The sequence below is a fragment of the Gordonia sp. w5E2 genome (genome assembly GCF_036540975.1).
GTDB lineage: Bacteria > Actinomycetota > Actinomycetes > Mycobacteriales > Mycobacteriaceae > Gordonia > Gordonia jacobaea.
The window spans coordinates 750,040-767,118 of sequence record NZ_CP144213.1 but is presented as its reverse complement, the minus strand read 5'-3'; the positions used below and the strand labels follow the sequence as shown (position 1 = coordinate 767,118).

General features: G+C 66.1%; 17 protein-coding genes and 1 tRNA gene. 5 read left to right on the top strand and 13 right to left on the bottom strand.

Going from position 1 to position 17,079, the window contains the following annotated elements:
* Window positions 1-30: 30 nt before the first annotated feature.
* The 4 genes from RND64_RS03440 to RND64_RS03425 form a co-directional block, all read right to left on the bottom strand.
* Entirely contained in the window at window positions 31-1,575 is a 1,545-nt protein-coding gene (locus tag RND64_RS03440; protein ID WP_049697663.1) for a sensor histidine kinase, read from the bottom strand.
* Entirely contained in the window at window positions 1,575-2,336 is a 762-nt protein-coding gene (locus tag RND64_RS03435; protein ID WP_414652014.1) for a response regulator transcription factor, read from the bottom strand. Before RND64_RS03435 ends, RND64_RS03440 begins: the two co-directional genes overlap by 1 nt.
* A 102-nt stretch (window positions 2,337-2,438) precedes the next feature.
* The gene (locus tag RND64_RS03430; RefSeq protein WP_049697662.1) at window positions 2,439-3,119 is read right to left on the bottom strand and encodes a DUF899 family protein; all 681 of its coding nucleotides are present in this window, start codon (window positions 3,117-3,119) and stop codon (window positions 2,439-2,441) included.
* Window positions 3,120-3,368: 249 nt separating this feature from the next.
* Complete coding sequence (locus RND64_RS03425; protein WP_049697661.1) at window positions 3,369-4,091, bottom strand: TetR/AcrR family transcriptional regulator; 723 nt, start codon at window positions 4,089-4,091, stop codon at window positions 3,369-3,371.
* Between the two features lie 77 nt (window positions 4,092-4,168).
* On the opposite strand from RND64_RS03425, the gene RND64_RS03420 reads away from it, so the two are divergent.
* Entirely contained in the window at window positions 4,169-4,558 is a 390-nt protein-coding gene (locus RND64_RS03420) for a VOC family protein (protein ID WP_049697660.1), read from the top strand.
* Between the two features lie 42 nt (window positions 4,559-4,600).
* Here RND64_RS03420 and RND64_RS03415 read toward each other — a convergent pair whose 3' ends face one another.
* From RND64_RS03415 to RND64_RS03385, 7 genes are all read right to left on the bottom strand, one after another.
* Window positions 4,601-5,794: a winged helix DNA-binding domain-containing protein gene (locus tag RND64_RS03415; RefSeq protein WP_049697659.1), complete on the bottom strand. Its 1,194-nt coding sequence runs from the start codon at window positions 5,792-5,794 to the stop codon at window positions 4,601-4,603.
* A 10-nt stretch (window positions 5,795-5,804) separates the two neighbouring features.
* Window positions 5,805-6,203 carry a RidA family protein gene (locus RND64_RS03410; RefSeq protein ID WP_049697658.1) on the bottom strand — a complete coding sequence of 133 codons (399 nt, stop codon included), beginning with the start codon at window positions 6,201-6,203 and terminating at the stop codon, window positions 5,805-5,807.
* 186 nt (window positions 6,204-6,389) lie between these two features.
* Window positions 6,390-7,754, bottom strand: a complete 1,365-nt coding sequence (locus tag RND64_RS03405; protein WP_083444300.1) for a lipase family protein — start codon at window positions 7,752-7,754, stop codon at window positions 6,390-6,392.
* Window positions 7,751-9,007 carry a hypothetical protein gene (locus tag RND64_RS03400; RefSeq protein WP_049697657.1) on the bottom strand — a complete coding sequence of 419 codons (1,257 nt, stop codon included), beginning with the start codon at window positions 9,005-9,007 and terminating at the stop codon, window positions 7,751-7,753. Before RND64_RS03400 ends, RND64_RS03405 begins: the two co-directional genes overlap by 4 nt.
* A 131-nt stretch (window positions 9,008-9,138) precedes the next feature.
* Window positions 9,139-10,323: a carboxylesterase/lipase family protein gene (locus RND64_RS03395; protein WP_331436418.1), complete on the bottom strand. Its 1,185-nt coding sequence runs from the start codon at window positions 10,321-10,323 to the stop codon at window positions 9,139-9,141.
* Window positions 10,320-10,724: a carboxylesterase family protein gene (locus RND64_RS03390; RefSeq protein WP_083444299.1), complete on the bottom strand. Its 405-nt coding sequence runs from the start codon at window positions 10,722-10,724 to the stop codon at window positions 10,320-10,322. The genes RND64_RS03395 and RND64_RS03390 overlap by 4 nt, the downstream gene beginning before the upstream one ends.
* 138 nt (window positions 10,725-10,862) lie before the next feature.
* Window positions 10,863-10,937: transfer RNA gene (locus RND64_RS03385), tRNA-Thr, on the bottom strand.
* A gap of 4 nt (window positions 10,938-10,941) precedes the next feature.
* Here RND64_RS03385 and RND64_RS03380 point away from each other — a divergent pair.
* From RND64_RS03380 to otsB, 4 genes are all read left to right on the top strand, one after another.
* Window positions 10,942-12,381, top strand: coding sequence for a threonine/serine ThrE exporter family protein (locus RND64_RS03380; RefSeq protein ID WP_049698024.1), 1,440 nt, complete (start codon window positions 10,942-10,944; stop codon window positions 12,379-12,381).
* A 104-nt stretch (window positions 12,382-12,485) separates the two neighbouring features.
* Complete coding sequence (locus RND64_RS03375) at window positions 12,486-12,647, top strand: hypothetical protein (RefSeq protein WP_005172211.1); 162 nt, start codon at window positions 12,486-12,488, stop codon at window positions 12,645-12,647.
* A gap of 123 nt (window positions 12,648-12,770) precedes the next feature.
* A complete protein-coding gene (locus tag RND64_RS03370; RefSeq protein WP_049698023.1) occupies window positions 12,771-14,294 on the top strand; it encodes an alpha,alpha-trehalose-phosphate synthase (UDP-forming) in 1,524 nt (507 codons plus the stop codon).
* Window positions 14,291-15,070, top strand: coding sequence for a trehalose-phosphatase (gene otsB / locus RND64_RS03365; protein ID WP_049697656.1), 780 nt, complete (start codon window positions 14,291-14,293; stop codon window positions 15,068-15,070). The genes RND64_RS03370 and otsB overlap by 4 nt, the downstream gene beginning before the upstream one ends.
* Before the next feature lie 7 nt (window positions 15,071-15,077).
* On the opposite strand, the gene RND64_RS03360 is transcribed toward otsB, so the two are convergent.
* Window positions 15,078-16,190 carry a zinc-binding metallopeptidase family protein gene (locus tag RND64_RS03360; RefSeq protein WP_049697655.1) on the bottom strand — a complete coding sequence of 371 codons (1,113 nt, stop codon included), beginning with the start codon at window positions 16,188-16,190 and terminating at the stop codon, window positions 15,078-15,080.
* A gap of 4 nt (window positions 16,191-16,194) precedes the next feature.
* Window positions 16,195-17,019 carry a transglutaminase-like domain-containing protein gene (locus RND64_RS03355; protein WP_197494476.1) on the bottom strand — a complete coding sequence of 275 codons (825 nt, stop codon included), beginning with the start codon at window positions 17,017-17,019 and terminating at the stop codon, window positions 16,195-16,197.
* Window positions 17,020-17,079 lie beyond the last annotated feature (60 nt).

The window sequence follows — 17,079 nt, the reverse complement described above, 5'->3', positions numbered from 1 at the left end:
ACAGTCTCGAGCGCACGGTCGACGCGCAGCTCAGGCCGCGAGCCGGGGTAGGCGCACCCAGAAGCACGCGCCCTGGCCGGGTGTCGACTCGACCCCGACGCGGCCGCCGTGAGCCCCGACGAGTGCCGCCACGATCGAGAGGCCCAGTCCGCTGCCGCCGCCTTCGCCGCGGTAGCGCGACGAATCGCCGCGGTAGAACCGCTCGAAGACGTGCTCGAGTTCGCCGGCTTCGAGGCCCTGACCGGTGTCGGCAACGGTGATCACCACGTCGTCGACGGGCGCACCGTTGCCGTGGGTGCCTGCGCGGTCGACGGCGACTCCGACGGTGATCGACGCATCCTTCGGGGTGTGCACCACCGCGTTGTTCACCAGGTTGCGGATCACCTGCATGAGGCGTGGTGAGTCGCCCAGGACCATCGGCGGCTCGTCGGACTCGCCGATCTCGAGCCGGATGCTCCGCTCGGGTGCCGCGACGCGCGCCGCCTGCACGGCGTCGGCGGCCAGCGACAACACGTCGACGGGCTCGGAGTTCAGCGGCCGGTGCGCGTCGAGACGCGCGAGCACCAGCAGATCCTCGACGAGCAGAGCCATTCGGCCCGCCTCGTCGTCGATGCGTCGAAGTGCGTCGCCGGTGTCGGGGAGCGCGCCGCTGCGCGACAACTCGGCGAACCCCTTGATCGAGGTCAACGGCGTACGAAGTTCGTGGGAGGCGTCGGCGACGAAACGTCGCATCTTCTCCTCGGATGCGCGCGCCTGCTCTTCGGACGCCCTGGCCTGCTGCTCGGATGCGGCGGTTTTGGCGAACGCGTGCTGAATCTGGCCGAGCATGGTGTTCAGCGACGACGACAGGCTGCCGACCTCGGTGTTCGGCGCGGCAGGCGGTACGCGCATGTTGAGGTTGCCCGCCGCGATCGCGTGCGCGGTCTCCTCGACGCGGCGCAACGGGCGCAGCGAGGAGCGGACGAGTAGATAGCTCAGCACCCCGATCACGAGAACGATCGCCGCACCGATCCCGAACTCGAGCCACTGCAGACGCGAGATGGTCTTGTTCACATCCGTCAGCGGGATCGCGACGATCGACTGCCCCTCGGGACTCGACCGCTTGATCACCCGCCACTGCGGCCCGTTGCCGTCCGCGGAATTCACCGTCACCGGGCCGTCATCGCCCTGGGGCAGAGCGGAGGTGGCGGGCTCGTCGTCGAAGTCATTGCTGGAGATCACCGTCCCGTTGGACAGGGTGTTCTCCACGAAGTACGGCGACGGCGGCCTGCGAGGCCCCGGCGGTGGGCCGGGCGAGTCGCTGACGTGGATGCGGGGCTTGGCCCAGGTGTCGACCGCCGAAACGAGACCCGCGTCCGTGCGCGACATCAGGTCACTCTTCATCGCCGACGTCACGGCAATCCCGGACACCAGAAGGCCGACGGCCATCAGCAGAACCGTCAGCGCAACCAGCGAGATACGCAGTGGTACACCGCGTTTCGCACGACTGGCGACTGCGCCAGATAGTCCGCCCGCAGACTCGGCGCTCTGCGGAGCAGACCGTGCCGCTGCAGAGTGCGGCTGCGTTGCCACCATCAGGTACGCGGCTCTCGCATCACATATCCGACGCCGCGCAGCGTGTGGATGAGTGGCTTCTCGCCGAAGTCGAGTTTGCGACGCAGGTACGAGACATACGATTCGACGACGTTCACCTCGCCGCCGAAGTCGTAGTTCCACACATGGTCGAGGATACGAGGCTTCGACAGCACCGTGCCCGCGTTCACCATGAAGTAGCGGAGCAACGTGAACTCCGTCGGCGACAGCGAGACCAGCTTGCCCGCCTTCCAGACCTCGTGGGTCTCGTCGTCGAGTTCGATGTCGGCGAAGGTGACCCGCGACGCCTCTTTGGCCTGCGCGTCGAATCCGCTGCGGCGCAACAACACCTGCAAGCGCGCGACGACTTCTTCGAGGCTGAACGGCTTGGTGACGTAGTCGTCGCCGCCGACCGTCAAGCCGTTGATCTTGTCCTCGACGCTGTCGCGGGCAGATAGGAACAGCGCGGGTGCGTCGACGCCGTCGGCGCGCAACCTGCGCAGCAGCCCGAATCCGTCCATGCCGGGCATCATCACGTCGAGGATGAGCACATCGGGCTTGTAGGTTCGGCACCTGTCGATGGCCTCGGGGCCGCCAGCGGCGACCTCGACGTCGTATCCCTGAAACTTCAACGACACCGAGAGCAGCTCACGGATATTGGTCTCGTCGTCGACGACGAGCACTCGCGGCCCAGTTCCGGCGCCCCTGCTGATCAACTGGTGTGTTCCCTGACCCATCTCGTTCACAGATACACCTTCTCGCAGCATTCTGCCATCAGTCTGGAGACGAGCTGGCAGCTTCCTGTGAGCGTTGACCTGCACGTTCGGGAGCGTTCATTCTGCGACGCCGGGCCCAGGGCCCTGGGCCTACGCCTCTCCGTACAAGCGTGCGATGTCGGCCGAGCTCGCCCACCCCGAGTACGTCGGACGCTGCGGCCAGCCGTCGGGCACGTCCTGCCACTCCTCCTGCCTGCCCCACGGCAGGATGTCGAGGAGCGAGAAGCTATGACCGAGTTGCTCGGTGCCGCGGCCGGCGGTGTGCCAGGTACGGAAGACCCGTTGCCCGTCGCGGAGGAAGACGTTGATGGCGAAGCCCTCGCCGGGTGCCGCGTCGACCTCGGTGCCGAAGGTCGTGCCCGCCGCCGAGTACCAGTCCATCCGGTTGCCGACCCGCCGCTTGTAGTCCAGCGCCTCGCCGATCGGTCCGTTGGTGACGATCACGAAACGCGCGTCGTAGTTGTCCAGGAAGTCGAGCCGGGTGAACTGCGACGTGTACCCGGTGCAACCGCCACACTGCAACGCGGCTCCGTCTGTCCACATGTGGTTGTAGACGATCAACTGTGAGCGACCGTCGAAGATGTCCGAGAGCGCGATCGGGCCGCCCGGACCGGTGAGCGTGTGATCGGTGACCTCGACCATCGGCATTCGACGACGTTGCGCCGCAATCGCATCGAGTTCACGAGTTGCGGCCTTCTCACGGGCGCGCAGCTCGTCGAGTTCGCGACGCCAGGTATCTACGTCGACGACGGGTGGGAGTCCTGCAGACATTCAGTGCTCCTGTCCTTGAAGTTGGGCCGAGGAAGTCGGGCCGAATTCAACCGAGAAGAAGTCCGGTCACAGAGACTGACCGCGGTGACCGGGAAAACTCATCGTCGCGCCGACACACGAACACGTTGCCCCTGGGTACGTACACAACTGTGACGTCAGCGGGGCGCCGCGACAATTATTGTCGTGGCCTCTCGCTGACGACCGGATTGTGTACGCAAGTTTGTCGCGCTCGCGGCCTCCTCGCTGCGTTCACACCCCCGAGGACTCCATCGCCTCGATGCCGAGAAGCAGCGCCGACAATCCGAAGTCGCGGGCGGCGCCGGCGTTCTCGGCCGCCCCGGTCGCTTGTCCAGCGGCCGTACCGATACGGGATGCCAGCGGATAGCGTTCCTCGACACCGAGTTTCGCGAGCTGCGCGCCCTCCCGCTCCCACCACTGCTCGGGGGTCTCTTCTCGCCGCTCCGCAATCGCGTGATGCAGCGAACGAGCCGACGCACGAACGAAGTTCAGCACCAGTTGCAGCGCAGCATCTTTCGCCGCGTCGCTGAGCTCGAGAGACTCGACGGCGCCGAGTTCACGCTCGTATTTGCCGAGGGTTCCCGGTCCGAGAATCGCGCGTTCGGACTCGACGTCGACCATCCACGGGTGGCGGTCGAACAGGCTCAGGTTGTCGGCTGCGACCTGCCGCAGGCGCGACTGCCACGTTCCGGTCAGCACCGAATGCGTCATGTCGGCACGACACTGGTCGACCATGAGCTCGACGAGCTGCTCACGATTGTCGACGTAGGAGTACAGCGACATCACCGGCGCTCCCAGCTCCTGCGCGACGTCGCGCAGGGTGAATCTCGACCCGATCCGGTCGGCGACCGCGATGGCCGAGTCCACGACCGCGTCCGCCGTGAACCGCGGCGGCCTCCCCTGCCGCGCAGGCAACGGCACCACCTTGCGCCAGAGCAGTTCGATGGTGCTCACCAGTGCATCTCCCGTTCCTTGACTTTTCGTACACTATACGGATACTAGATCTCGTACCCCATACGAGAAAGGCTCACATGCCCATCACAGCCACCGCGATTTCCCTCAACGTGCCCGACCCACAGGCGTCGGCCGAGTTTCTATCCCGCCACGTCGGATACACCGTCGCCATGCAGGCAGACGGCTTTATCTCGCTGGCCGCCCCGGACGATGCGCCGACGGGGACACCGAACGTCATCTTTCTCAAGACCGGCCTGGAAACCTTCAAACCCGCCCATCGTGCGGGGAGCGCGGGAGACGGGCTACTCCTCGCATTCGTGGTCGACGACGTCGACGGTATTTTCCGCGCAGTGCGCGACGCGGGCGCACAGGTGGTGACCGAACCGGAGACCGAACCCTGGGGCGAGCGCTACTTCCAGATCGAGGATCCGAACGGCATCATCGTGCAGTTCGTCGAGTGGGTGTAGTTCGAGAGCACCCAACCCGTCGTGGTCAGCGGCCCGTAGCTCTCATCGAGGCGCCCCACGCATGAACGGCGCCGGGTATGCGGGCCGCGGGTTCTCGTCGCCGAGCCATTCGGCCAACGTGTCCGCGCGCGATGTCAGTGCCCGAGTCGCGGCGCGGGGCAGTCGCTCGAACGAATGGATCTCCACCGATCCGTCCGGCTGGCGCGACCAACCTCCGACGATCCGACCGTCCCACCACGCGGTTTGCCCGCCGTTGCCGTTCGAATCGAAGACGTGCTCGCCGTGCTCACCGAGGTAGAAGGCGCGTTGCTTGTGACCCATCGTCGTCGGGTCGAGCTCGGGGAGCAGCACCGCCTGCGGTTCCACGGCGCCGACTTCTTCGGTGTCGTCGGCGTGCACGTAGCCGACCGATCCGTCGTCGAGGTCGACCTCGACGACGTCGAGCTGCGCAAGTGCCGCTCGCACAGCGGTTTTGGTACTCCCGAGCCACCAGACGATATCGGTCTCGGTACCCGGTCCGAAGGCACGCAGCCACCTGTCGATCATTCTGACGTGGCCGGTCTCGATGTCGGGCGAATCGAGCGGTTCTTCGAGCCACTGCTCCATCCCGACCCACAGCGGCTTGGACCGATGCCAGGGACCGTCGTTGGGGCCGCGGACGATCTCGCCGGCTGCACTCATCATGTTCAGGACACGCGGTGCCATGGGAATCGTTCCGCCCCAAGACTTTCCCGTGCCGACGGTCACTCGACCATCGAGTTCCGGTAGCGCCTTGCGCAATTGGGTCGTGCTGCGTGGAACACCGTCGGACACCAGCCGCGCCACCGCCGCCCGCGCCGTGTCGATCCAGCCGTCGGGATCGGGAAAGTCGCTGCTGCGCCGCAGGTCTCGCAGCATGTTGGTCCGTTCCGACGCGGTGACGCGCGGACCGACAGCGCCGACGGCGTCGCGCAGGGTCTCCCTCGGCAGAACAAACATGGTGCGGCGCATGGCAAGTTGTCGGACCAGGCTGCGGTCGTCGTAGAGTGCGGCGTCGAGGTCGGCGGGCACGAAGCCCGGCATCCGCGCCCACGTCGACAGATAGACCGTCGACCACGTGGTCGCGTGCAGCCCGACCATCGACTGCGCGACGTCGACGGGCGTCGCGGCCGAGAAATCTTCGGCAAGTCGGTGCCTGCGCATGAGGCGAGCTCGACGCTCGGAATCGGAGATGTGCGGTCGGTGCGCCGAGCTCATCGGACCGCGGTCACGCGGGAAGTGCAGCGACAGCGTCGATTTCGACGACCTGCTCGTCGTACGGCAACACCGTGACCCCCACCATCATGGCCGGCGGCACTGACTCACCGAGTTCTGCGACGACCGCGTCCCACGCGACGGCGAGGTCGGCCTGGAGATGCTCGGCCACATAGATCGTCAGCTTGGCGAGATCAGCGGGTGTCGCGCCGCGCTCGGCGAGCAGTGCCGACAGGTTCTCCAGACACCGGCGAGTCTGCCCGACGACGTCGTTGGCCGCGACGACGACGCCCTCTTCGTCGAGCGGCGAGATTCCCGCGGTGAACAGCAGCGGCCCCGCGCTCACTGTCGCGCTGTAGGGGAATCCGCCGTTGTGGAGCACCGACGAGCCGTTGAGCGTGATCCGGGTCATGCCACGATCGTATGCCCCTCGCTGATCGAGCGCCCCCACCGCTGATCGAGCCTTACCCGCTGATCGAGCCCTACCCGCTGATCGAGCCTGTCGAGATCACCCCCCACCGCTGATCGAGCGCCCCCACCGCTGATCGAGCGCCCCCACCGCTGATCGAGCTTGTCGAGATCACCCCCTGGCGAGACCTCAGCTCTTCAGCCGCGCGTCGAGCCAGTCGATCGTCTGCATCCCAAAGAGGTCGGTGCCCCAGCCGTACATGTTGGTCAGGAAGTGCAGCATGCTGCAGTCCGTCGGCTGGTAGTCGACGCGGGTGCCGCCCGCGCGGTACGTCGCGGCGAGCTTGCGCGAATCCGCGGCGGGCACCAGCGACATCGGCGAGTCGTCCTTGGCGCAGGAGGCGATCAGCACCGGCGACTTCGGCGACCGTGTACCCAGCAGGTTGTCGCGGTAGACGTGCTGGAACTCGGGGATGTCGGCCGGGCTCTTGCCGCCCTTGAACAGCGTGCGCAGCGGCACGAACGGCGTGCCGAAGTAGGCGGGCGTCTGACACTGCGTGCGGAACACGTCGGCGAGCGCCTTGCCCGCGGGCGTCAGCTTGTCGTCGATCTTCATCTCCGGGTACCGCGGCTCGAGCCCGAGCAGCGTCGCAAACGCGAAGCCCGAACCGACCGAGCCGTCGGAGGTACGGATGAAGTTGCGCTGGTTGACCACCATGCCCTCGAGCACGGTGCCCTTGATGTTCAACTCGGGCGCGTAAGCCGCGGCCTTCTCTGCGCCGAACGCAGCGCCGACGCCGCCCCCGGCAATCCCGAAGATCGCCTTGGGAGCGCTCTTCGACAGTCCCGCCGGTCGATGGTCGAGCGCTGCGCGCATGCCGTCGAGCAGAGCGTTTCCACCGAACTTGCCCGCAAAGACGCCGTGCGGATTGGGATCACCGTCGTTGCCGACGTCGCTGATCATCACCGCATAGCCCTTGCCGAACATCTGCGCGAGCGGTCCGAGCGCCGACCACGACGCACCGTCGAGCGGATCGGCTCCGGTCCACATCGACGACGGGTGGCAGTACGCACCGACGCTGTCATTGGCGAACTGATAGCCGACGAGCGGCCGGGTCGCGTTGTCGCGGCCGTCGACCGGCACCATCAGGATTCCCGTGCTGAGCTCGGGTTCGTCGTGCAGTCCGCGCGTGACGTACATCAACTTGTAGGCGTCGAGGTTGCCAGGGCGGAATCCGGTGAACTGGACGTCGACCTTCTTGGCCTTGAGCACGGTGCCCGGCTTCTCGTCGCCACGCAGACGCGGCTCGGCGTAGAACGGGTCGCCGGAAGTGAGTGGCTTGATCACCTCATCGGGACTCGCCGGCCTGCCGTTGGTGAACGTGCCGACGACGTAACCGTTGAAGATCTCATCGAGTCCCGGTGTGCGATTGGGTGGGGCGGCGTGGGCGGCGGGTGCCGACAGCACCGCTCCCGCAAGCGCTGCGACGGCGAGAACCACGCCGAGTGCGCCGCGTCGTCGGTTGCCGCGCAACACCTTTGGTGTGTGACTCACTGGTAGCTCACCTTCGTCGTCTCCAGGGCGGACTGCAGCATCGGCGCGATGTTCCACATCGGCCGGTGGCTCTCCAACTGCTGGTCATACGGTTTGCGCAGCGTCGCGGAGAGCTCTGGCCAGTGATTGTTGACCTGCAGCTTGTACTTGGGCAGCAACTGATCGGTGATGTATGCCCACCGTTCGGGGAAGACCGACCAGTTCCAATTCGGCAGTGGCACAGTCAATGTCGCCGGACGCCCGTTCGGCGCGGTCCCGTGAATCTCGATCGAGCGGAACGAGCGCGGCGCGACAACGCCTGCCACAGAAGGCGATCCGGCAACGGTGCTCGCATACGTCATCGCCTCGCCGACGTCGCCCTTGTAGGCACGCGTCGCGTCCCACTGAGCCTTGATGACCTCGCCCTGCTCGCGACGCAGCAGTCGCGCGTTGCCCGCGGCGATCGCGTCGGGTTGCTTGGAGGCGATCTGCTGCCAGGCACGCAGGATCTCGCCGTCGAACAGGCCCGCACGGTGCATCTCGTCGAGAGCGGGCAGTCCGCCGACGACGTAGGCGCGGTGCATCGGCATGAGGTCGGAGAAGATGTTCTTCTGCATCACCAGGATGTCGCCCTGGATCTTGCGCAGGTCGTCTGCGGAGATGGTCGCTCCGACACGTGCCAGCGCACGCAGGCCGCGGGGCAGTTTGTCGACGAAGACCGGGCCGAGGGTCGTATTGGTCTGTCCGACAATCGCATTGGCGATCGGCTGCAGGCGGGCGAAGTCGTAGATGTTGGTCGCGAGCTCGAAGTCGAGGAGCCCGCCACCGAAGTCGGCGCCGACGAGCCCACCCATTCCCGCCCACTGCAGTTCACGATGCGACAGTTGCAGGTTCTCGTAGAACCGGTACGAGCGAACCAGATTCTGCCGATTGGCGCTCACACCTGCCCGCGGGTTCCACGACGCGAGATCGATCCCCGCGGCCTTCGTGGTGTCGGCGAGCCAGTATTGGAAGAGCAGCGCGCGATACGACGACGGCGCGATCGAGCGACTACGCGCTTCTTCGAGTAGCGAGCGGAGCACCGTCGGATCGGTGGGCAACGCGGGGTTCACACCACCGGGCCCGTTCGACGCGTCTCGGTTGACGAGCGGCAGGTTCAGAACTCTGTCGAGTCGATCACTCGCCGACGCCTGCGGCGTCGCCGCGACCACTCCGACGAATCCGAGCGTGACAACCACTGCTGCGAGCAGAGATGTCCCCAAGAATCTGCGCATTGTTCCCCTCCACGTCATCCCCTACTTACTTGCAAGTAAGAAGAGTCTGAGACGCGAGGTTAATGCCGTCTCATTCGAGAACGCAAATCTGCTGCGCTCAGGTTGATCTTTCGCCTGCGGGAGACGGTTGCTCAGCGAAACCCGAGAACCTCGTCGCCCCATGCTTCACGCAGCGGTCCGTCGAGATCGTCGACGACGCTGTCGTGAGCGTCGATGACCAGCGTCGCGCGACGGTCGGTGGTGAACGTCGGCCACGAGGGCGTTGCCGAGTCGAGACGGGAGTTCGGGTCGCCGTCGCGGATGAACGAACCCCACCGAGCCTGCATGTCCGCGGCGATCCGCTCACCGACCCGTCTGCCGCCGAGCCAGAACTGGAAGCCGGCCTTGCCGCTCGGAAAGTAGCCGAACAGATACGGCACCTCGGTGGCGTGCGACGCACGAATCCCGATGGCCCGCAACAGCCTTGTCGACCAGTCGAATCGATAGAGATGCACCGGAGCGACTCCCGCGTGACCCTCCGCGGCCCACACCGTCGGCATCCTGAACGCCATGTCGCGCGCGACGTCGAGGCCCATGGACTTCGCCTTCGCGCCCGGATACGCTGCCGCGACGCGCTCGGCCGTGGGGATCGAGACCTCCGGATACTCCGACGCGATCGCGGTGAACATCTGCACGATCGCGGGCTCACTGATGGGCAGCAATGGCGATTTCATGAACTTGAAGAGCGCGGCCTCGTCGCGATTGGTGCCGATGAGAAGTGGAATCGGCAGCGACTCGCCATCTCGGTAGACGTCGATCGGATGTCGCGGCACCAGATCGCCGTCGACCACCGGCGAGAAGGGGATGGTGCCCGGATGTGCGGCAGGCACCCCGGTGAATGCCTTCATCGTGGCGGCAACCAACTTGTCGGTGTCCAACGCAGCAAAGCTCTCGATGTCGCCACACGTTCCTCCGACAGCGGCGGTCAACCGCTCGACGACGAACCGTGCGCGCGCCCTGTCGTACACCGAGGTCACCGGGGAGCTCTGCGCGACGGCGCGGTGGAAGAGTCCTCGAGCGAGCGGCATCGTCAGCAGCGTCGTCACCATTCCGCCGCCGGCGGACTCGCCCGCGACCGTGACATTGTCCGGATCGCCGCCGAACGCGTCGATGGTGTCGGCCACCCAGCGCAGCGCGGTGAGGACATCGCTGAGGCCAGCGTTGGATTCGTATCGTCCACCGGCGGAGGCAGTGGGACCGGCCGCACCAGCCGTACCGGGCCCCGGAGCGCCGAGGTCGGCAAAGCCGAGAGCACCGAGACGGTAGTTCAGCGTCACCACCACGATGTTCTGCGTCGACGCGAGATGCGCGCCGTCGTAGATGGGTGTGTGCCCGCGCCGAAAACGTATGCGCCACCGTGAATCCACACAATGACCGGCAGTCGACGGCCATCGCCTGCCGCTCCCTGCGGCGCCCAGACATTGAGGAACAGGCAGTCCTCGCTCTTGACGGCGTCGGGTGACAAGGGGACGCCCGGGTTCACTTGCTGGGGCGCCACAGACCCGAACGTCGTCGCGTCGACGGTTCCCGACGTCGGCTCGAGCGGTCGCGCGCGGCGCCACCGTAGATCGCCCGTCGGCGGTGTTGCGTATCGGATGCCACGCCAGACATCGACGTTGCCGGTCGTCTGACCCCGGTAGACCGTCTGGCCGGCCACTGCGTCGGCTGCACTGTTCACGCCGCAATGATAGGGAGCCGTTGGCGGTTCGGCCTGCTGGTTTGTGCCAAAGGATCATCCGACCCCACACTTACGCGGGACATCGGATACGGGGCCCGGTCTGGGGAATCAGGCGTCGCGAGACACAACCGGGACGGGTGGAGCCCCCTGTCGGGATTGAACCGACGACCGCTCGCTTACAAGGCGAGTGCTCTACCACTGAGCTAAGGAGGCATGCGTGCGTGAGTATATCGGGCGCGCTGTCCGCCGCCTCACCGGGACGAGGCAGGCGACGATCGACACGATCGAACCGGGCAGCATCATGGTGGCACCGCGCCGCCCGATCGACCGGTTCGACGTCGGCGCGATCACCGAGGTGCTCGACCTCGCGACCAAGATCGGTGCCGTGCTCCTCGACTCGGGAACCGGCGCGATAGACACCTCCTCGCAAATCCGGTTCGTCGCGAGCATCTACGGCGTCGAGGATGTCGACGTCGACGTCACGTACAACACGATCGTCGTCGTAGCCCGACGTGGTGCGACCCTTCCCCCGATCACGACGATGCAGACGGTGCACTACCGGTCGCTCGACTTCACGCGCCTCGCAGCCGTCGACCGGCTGGTTCGTCGCATTCGCGACTCGGCGATCACACCGTCGACGGCACACCGGATCGTCGACCAGATCATCGCGGCCAAACACCCCTACCCGTACTGGGTCTCGACGTTCGCGTGGGGCCTCATGGCGTCGGGCATCTCGGTGCTTCTCGGCGGTGACGTGGTCGTGGCGGTCCTCGCCTGGCTCACCACCGTCGTCACGGTCACGTTCAACCGCCGACTCAACAGGATCGGCACACCGATCTTCTTCCAGCAGGTCGCAGGCGGATTCATCGCCGTCGTACCCGCTGCGCTCGTGTACGAACTCGGCGAGAAGACCGGGTGGCAAAGCCTGTCGATCACCCCGTCTCAGGTCATCGCCGCGGGGATCGTCGTGCTGCTGTCCGGCCTCTCGCTGGTCGGTTCGGTGCAGGACGCCATCACCGGTGCGCCGATCACCGGCGTCGCGCGCTTCTTCGAACTGCTGCTCATGACCGGCGGCATCATCGCGGGCGTCGGTATCGGATTGCGCCTGATGAGTTCGGTCGGCATCTACCTGCCGACGATCACCTCGTCGACGGAGTTCGCACCTGTCGACGTCCCCATCCGCGTCGCGTCAGGCGCAATCGCGGCCTTCGCGTTCGCGCTCGCCAGTTATGCGGAGCGTCGTGCGCTGCCCATCGCGTTCCTGGGCGGTCTCATCGGCGCAGGCGTCGCGGCAGCGGCGTCGTTCCTGCCGGTCGGCGACGTCATCGCCGCGGGACTCGCCGCCACCTGCGTCGGCCTCGTCGGCGGTCTGCTGGCCCGCCGCGCGCTGGTTCCGCCGCTGGTCGTCGCGATCGCGGGCATCACTCCCCTGCTTCCCGGTCTCGCCGTCTACCGCGCCCTCTACGGCGTGCTCAACGACCAGACGCTCACCGGACTCACCTGGATGGCCGCGGCGCTCGGCGTCGGCTGCGCACTGGCCGCGGGCGTCACGCTCGGAGAGTTCGTCGCCCGCACGCTGCGACGCCCCCGCCTGCCCGTCGCACCCGACTGGGCGCGCCGCCGTCGCGAGGCACGCGCCGCACGACGACGCTGGTAAGGTGTCCGGCCCGACGAGGTCTTGCAGTACAGCCCATCGCCAGCGGGTAAGATCGGGTGTTGCGCACAGCACAACCTCGCGCAACAGCAAGCCGAGAGGACGAGATGCCCCCCAAGACCACTGACATCGCCGACGAAGAGCTGGAGCCGGTGGCCGACGAGACCGCCAACTCCGCACGCCGCGTTGTCGCCGCCTACGCCACCGACGCCGACGAGTGCCGGATGCTGCTGTCCATGTTGGGGATCGCTCCGGGCGAGAACGCCTGAGTCGTGAACCCGGGATCCGAAGAGGTATCCGAGCGTTCCGACACCGACGCACCCGCAACGTCAGGCGTGCACAACACGGAGGCCACCTTCGGCGCACGCCTCCCCGAACCCGGCGATTCCCGCTTGGGTCCGGCCGGTTCATCCGACGACCCGGGTTCTGAGTTCGTCGTCGTCGCCAATCGACTGCCCGTAGACAAGGTGGTCGACGCCGACGGCAACGTCACCTGGAAGCGCAGTCCCGGCGGCCTGGTCACGGCGCTCGAGCCGATCCTGCGCAAGCACAAGGGCGCATGGGTCGGATGGTCGGGAGCTGCCGAATCCGACACCGAGGAAGCCGAGGTCGACGGCATCAGCATCCGCTCGGTCCCGCTCTCGGCCGAGGAGATCGCCGAATACTACGAGGGCTTCTCCAACGCCACGCTGTGGCCGCTCTACCACGACGTGATCGTCAAGCCCGAGTACCACCGCGAGTGGTGGAACGCCTACGTCGAGATCAATCGCCGATTCGCGGAGGCGACGTCGAAGGCCGCCGCGCACGGGGCGATCGTGTGGGTGCAGGATTATCAGCTTCAGCTCGTCCCGAAGATGCTGCGCATGCTGCGCCCCGATCTACGCATCGGCTTCTTCCTCCACATCCCGTTCCCGCCGGTCGAACTGTTCATGCAGTTGCCGTGGCGCACCGAGATCATCGAAGGCCTCCTCGGGGCCGACCTCATCGGGTTCCATCTTCCGGGCGGCGCACAGAACTTCCTCTACCTGGCCCGACGCCTCGCCGGCCAGGCCACGAGCAAGGGCACTGTCGGCGTCCGGTCGCGCTTCGGCGTGGTGCAGGTCGGTTTCCGGACCGTTCGCGTCGGCGCTTTCCCGATCTCGATCGACTCCGGAGAACTCGACACCCAGTCGAAATCCAAGGACATCCGATCCCGCGCCCGCGACATCCGCAAGGAACTCGGCAATCCCAAGACCATCCTGCTCGGCGTCGACCGACTCGACTACACCAAGGGCATCGACGTCCGGCTGCGCGCGCTGTCGGAACTGCTCGACGAGGGTCGCATCGATCCACACGACACCGTCATGATCCAGCTCGCGACCCCGAGCCGCGAGCGCGTCGAGAGCTACGTCCGCATGCGGGCAGGAATCGAGCAGCTCGTCGGAAACATCAACGGGCAGTACGGCGAAGTGGGCCATCCGGTGGTGGAGTACCTCAATCGGTCGGTGCCCCGCAACGACCTACTCGCCTACTACGTGGTGGCAGACGTCATGCTCGTCACGCCGTTGCGCGACGGGATGAACCTCGTCGCCAAGGAGTACGTCGCATGTCGCAGCGACCTGGGTGGTGCGCTGGTTCTGAGTGAATTCACCGGTGCCGCAGCGGAATTGCGCACCGCCTATCAGGCGAACCCGTACGACCTCGACGGCGTGAAGGACGCGATCGTCGCAGCCGTCGAGCAGACACAGGCCGAAGGCAAGCGTCGTATGCGGGCCCTACGCAGGCAGGTACTCACCCACGACGTCGAGAAATGGGCGAAGAGTTTCCTCGACACCCTCACGTCGACAACGGAGACCACGTCGTCGGCCAATCGCGGAGTCCAACTCGTCTCCAGCGGCAGCACAGACGACACCGACCGTGGGGACGAGAATTCGTGAGCGACACGGGAATTCCCGACGACCTGCGTGACGCCGTCGCACACACGGTCACCGTGTCTCGACTCTTGGTGTCGAGCGACTACGACGGCTGCATCGCGCCCATCGTGTCGCGTCCGCAAGACGCCAAGCCCAACGAGGCGTCGATCTCGGCGATCCGCGCCGCGGGTGCGCTACGCGACACCGAGGCCGCGGTCATCTCTGGCCGATCGCTTCACGACCTACGCGCACTGTCGGGTCTCGACGACGACTCGGTCACCTTGGTCGGCAGCCACGGCACCGAGTTCACCACCGGGTTCGGCGAGCAGGTCACCGACGACGAGCGAGCGCTCCTCGATCGAATCGTCAAGGCGTTCAATGAGATCGCCGACACCCATCCGGGTACGACGGTCGAGGTGAAGCCGATCAGCGCCGCACTGCACGTGCGCAATGCGGAACCCGACGTCGCCGATGACGCCCTCGCGAAGGCGCGGTCCGGGCCCGCGTCGTGGCCGGGGGTTCAGGTCACCGAGGGCAAGATGGTCATCGAGCTCGCGGTCATCGAGACCAGCAAGGGTCACGCACTCGACATATTGGAGACCCAGTTCGGTTCGGACGCAACGGTCTACATCGGCGACGACGTGACAGACGAGAAGGCGTTCGCGCACCTCACCGGCGAGAATGACATCAGCGTCAAGGTGGGCGACGGCGACACCGGCGCCCGCTACCGGATCGCCGACACCGACGACGTCGCAACACTTCTCGCGCTCGTCGTCGAGTTACGTAAGCAAGCCCTCTAGGCTCTACTTACGCCGGTGCGGCGACCGGGTCGATCAGCGGGTCGTCGTGCGCGGAGCGCTTGTCGGTTTCGCGGATCACCTTGTGGACAAAGCCGAGCTTGCTGACGACCGGTTGGGGGATGACGAACGGGTACAGGGGCCGCGCACCCATCGCCTGATTGACACGGTTGAACATGGTGCCCAACCACTTCCAGTCGTACAGGAGACGTTCGATGGGTTGGTCGGCGTAGGACTCCAGCGGGATGATGTCGCGGTCCATCGCGAAACGCACCTGGTCATTGTCGAGCCGAACGCCCGATTCCCGTGCGGTGTCGATGGTTCCGGTGATGTGCAAATAGTGGGCGAAGCATTCCGCGAAGTCTTCCCACGGGTGCATCGTCGCGTACTCGGAGATGTAGGACTCGGCCCAGTCGGCAGGCGCGCCGAACTTGTAGTGACGGTCGATGGCGTCGCTGTAGCTCGCACGTTCGTCGCCGAACAGTTCACGGCACTTCTCGAGGTATAGGTCGGCGCCCTCGCCGTTCTCGACGAGAATGCTCTCGTAGTAGTGGCCCACCTCGTGCCGGAAGTGTCCGAGCATCGTCCGGTACGCCTCGCCCAGATCCACGCGCAGCCGCTCGCGATACGCGTCAAGGGTCTCGGAGAGGTCGATGGTGACGACGCCGTTGGCGTGCCCGATCGTCACCGGCCTGCCGAGCGTCTGGCTCGACAGCAGATCGAAAGCCAGCCCGCCGTCGGTGCGCCAGAACGGTTCGACGGGCAGGCCGAGGTCGACGAGCTGATAGACCAGCATGCGCAGATCCGACAGCGCAGATGGTAGCTTCTCGCGACCGATCGGGTCGTCGGCGTCGGGGATCTTGCGCAGCAGCGAATCGGGGAAGCACCGACCGCGCATCCCCGCGTCCTCCTCGGAGAACTCGGCAGGGGTCATCCAGTTGCAGCCGCTGTCCCAATTGATGCAGCGCACCCAGCGTGCGCCGTCGATGTCGACGCCGTCGTCGGAGGCGACGACCAGTGATCTACTCGGCAGGTGGATACCGACCGTCGTGCCGCAGTTGGGGCATTGCTGTCCGAGAAAGCCCGACAGCGCATTACAGATGGGACATGTCAGTGCATGCATGGGTTCATCGTATGCTGATGCGCTCTTTTCCACTGTCAATGGGCAGCTCGCCACGGACTGTCGCCATGACCTGGTAGTTGTCCAGCGAGATCGAGCCGTTGTGGTTGTCGAGGAAAGCGGTGTCGGCGGCGTCGCGACCGGTGGCGATGCGCACGAGGCTCTGTCGAGGTGACAGCTTTGTTGCATCGACCACGACCCACTGCCCCTCGATCAGCGCCTCGGCGACCGCGTGGAAGTCCATCGGGTCGCACCCGGGCGCGTACACGGCGACCAACCGGGCGGGAATGTTCAACGCGCGCAACAGCGCGACGACGAGGTGCGCGTAGTCGCGGCACACACCCGCACCTGCGAGCAGCGTGTCGACGGCGCCGTCGATCGGGTCGCTGGCACCGGGGATGTAGTCGAGGCGGTCTTCGACGAATGCGGTCACCTGATCGAGGAGCTCACCCGCGGGGAGCGAGGCGTCGAACTGTCCGGCGGCAAACCCGAAGAACTTGTCGCACTCGGCATATCGGCTGGGGCGCAGGTACATCGAACGGTCCGTCGGCGCGACCGCCACCGGATCGGCCGGTGCGGTCACGGACGCGGTGTAATTGACGGCGACGACACCCGACTCCACGTTCAGCCGATGGATTCGACCGCCGTGCGGATCGATGATCTCCTCCGGGGTGATCTCGTCGCCGTTGACGGCTACGACGAGCTTCTCGTCGAGCTCGATGCCGGGCATTTTCGCCACGGCAATCTGCATCTCGAGTTCGGTCGGTGCGGTCACAGAAATCGACATGGTTGCGGAGACGTCACGCGGCAGCGTCAGGGGGGAGCTCGACATATCGCTCACTGTAAGGGCGAATTGCCCATCACGCGTAATCGAGCGTCACATCTGCGCTCT

Coding starts and splice junctions, on each gene's coding strand:
- RND64_RS03400 (WP_049697657.1), bottom strand. CDS start 9,007: ATGCGCAGATTCTTGGGGACATCTCTGCTCGCAGCAGTGGTTGTCACG.
- RND64_RS03355 (WP_197494476.1), bottom strand. CDS start 17,019: ATGTCGAGCTCCCCCCTGACGCTGCCGCGTGACGTCTCCGCAACCATG.
- RND64_RS03360 (WP_049697655.1), bottom strand. CDS start 16,190: ATGCATGCACTGACATGTCCCATCTGTAATGCGCTGTCGGGCTTTCTC.
- RND64_RS03440 (WP_049697663.1), bottom strand. CDS start 1,575: ATGGTGGCAACGCAGCCGCACTCTGCAGCGGCACGGTCTGCTCCGCAG.
- RND64_RS03415 (WP_049697659.1), bottom strand. CDS start 5,794: ATGAGCTCGGCGCACCGACCGCACATCTCCGATTCCGAGCGTCGAGCT.
- RND64_RS03375 (WP_005172211.1), top strand. CDS start 12,486: ATGCCCCCCAAGACCACTGACATCGCCGACGAAGAGCTGGAGCCGGTG.
- RND64_RS03420 (WP_049697660.1), top strand. CDS start 4,169: ATGCCCATCACAGCCACCGCGATTTCCCTCAACGTGCCCGACCCACAG.
- RND64_RS03430 (WP_049697662.1), bottom strand. CDS start 3,119: ATGTCTGCAGGACTCCCACCCGTCGTCGACGTAGATACCTGGCGTCGC.
- RND64_RS03410 (WP_049697658.1), bottom strand. CDS start 6,203: ATGACCCGGATCACGCTCAACGGCTCGTCGGTGCTCCACAACGGCGGA.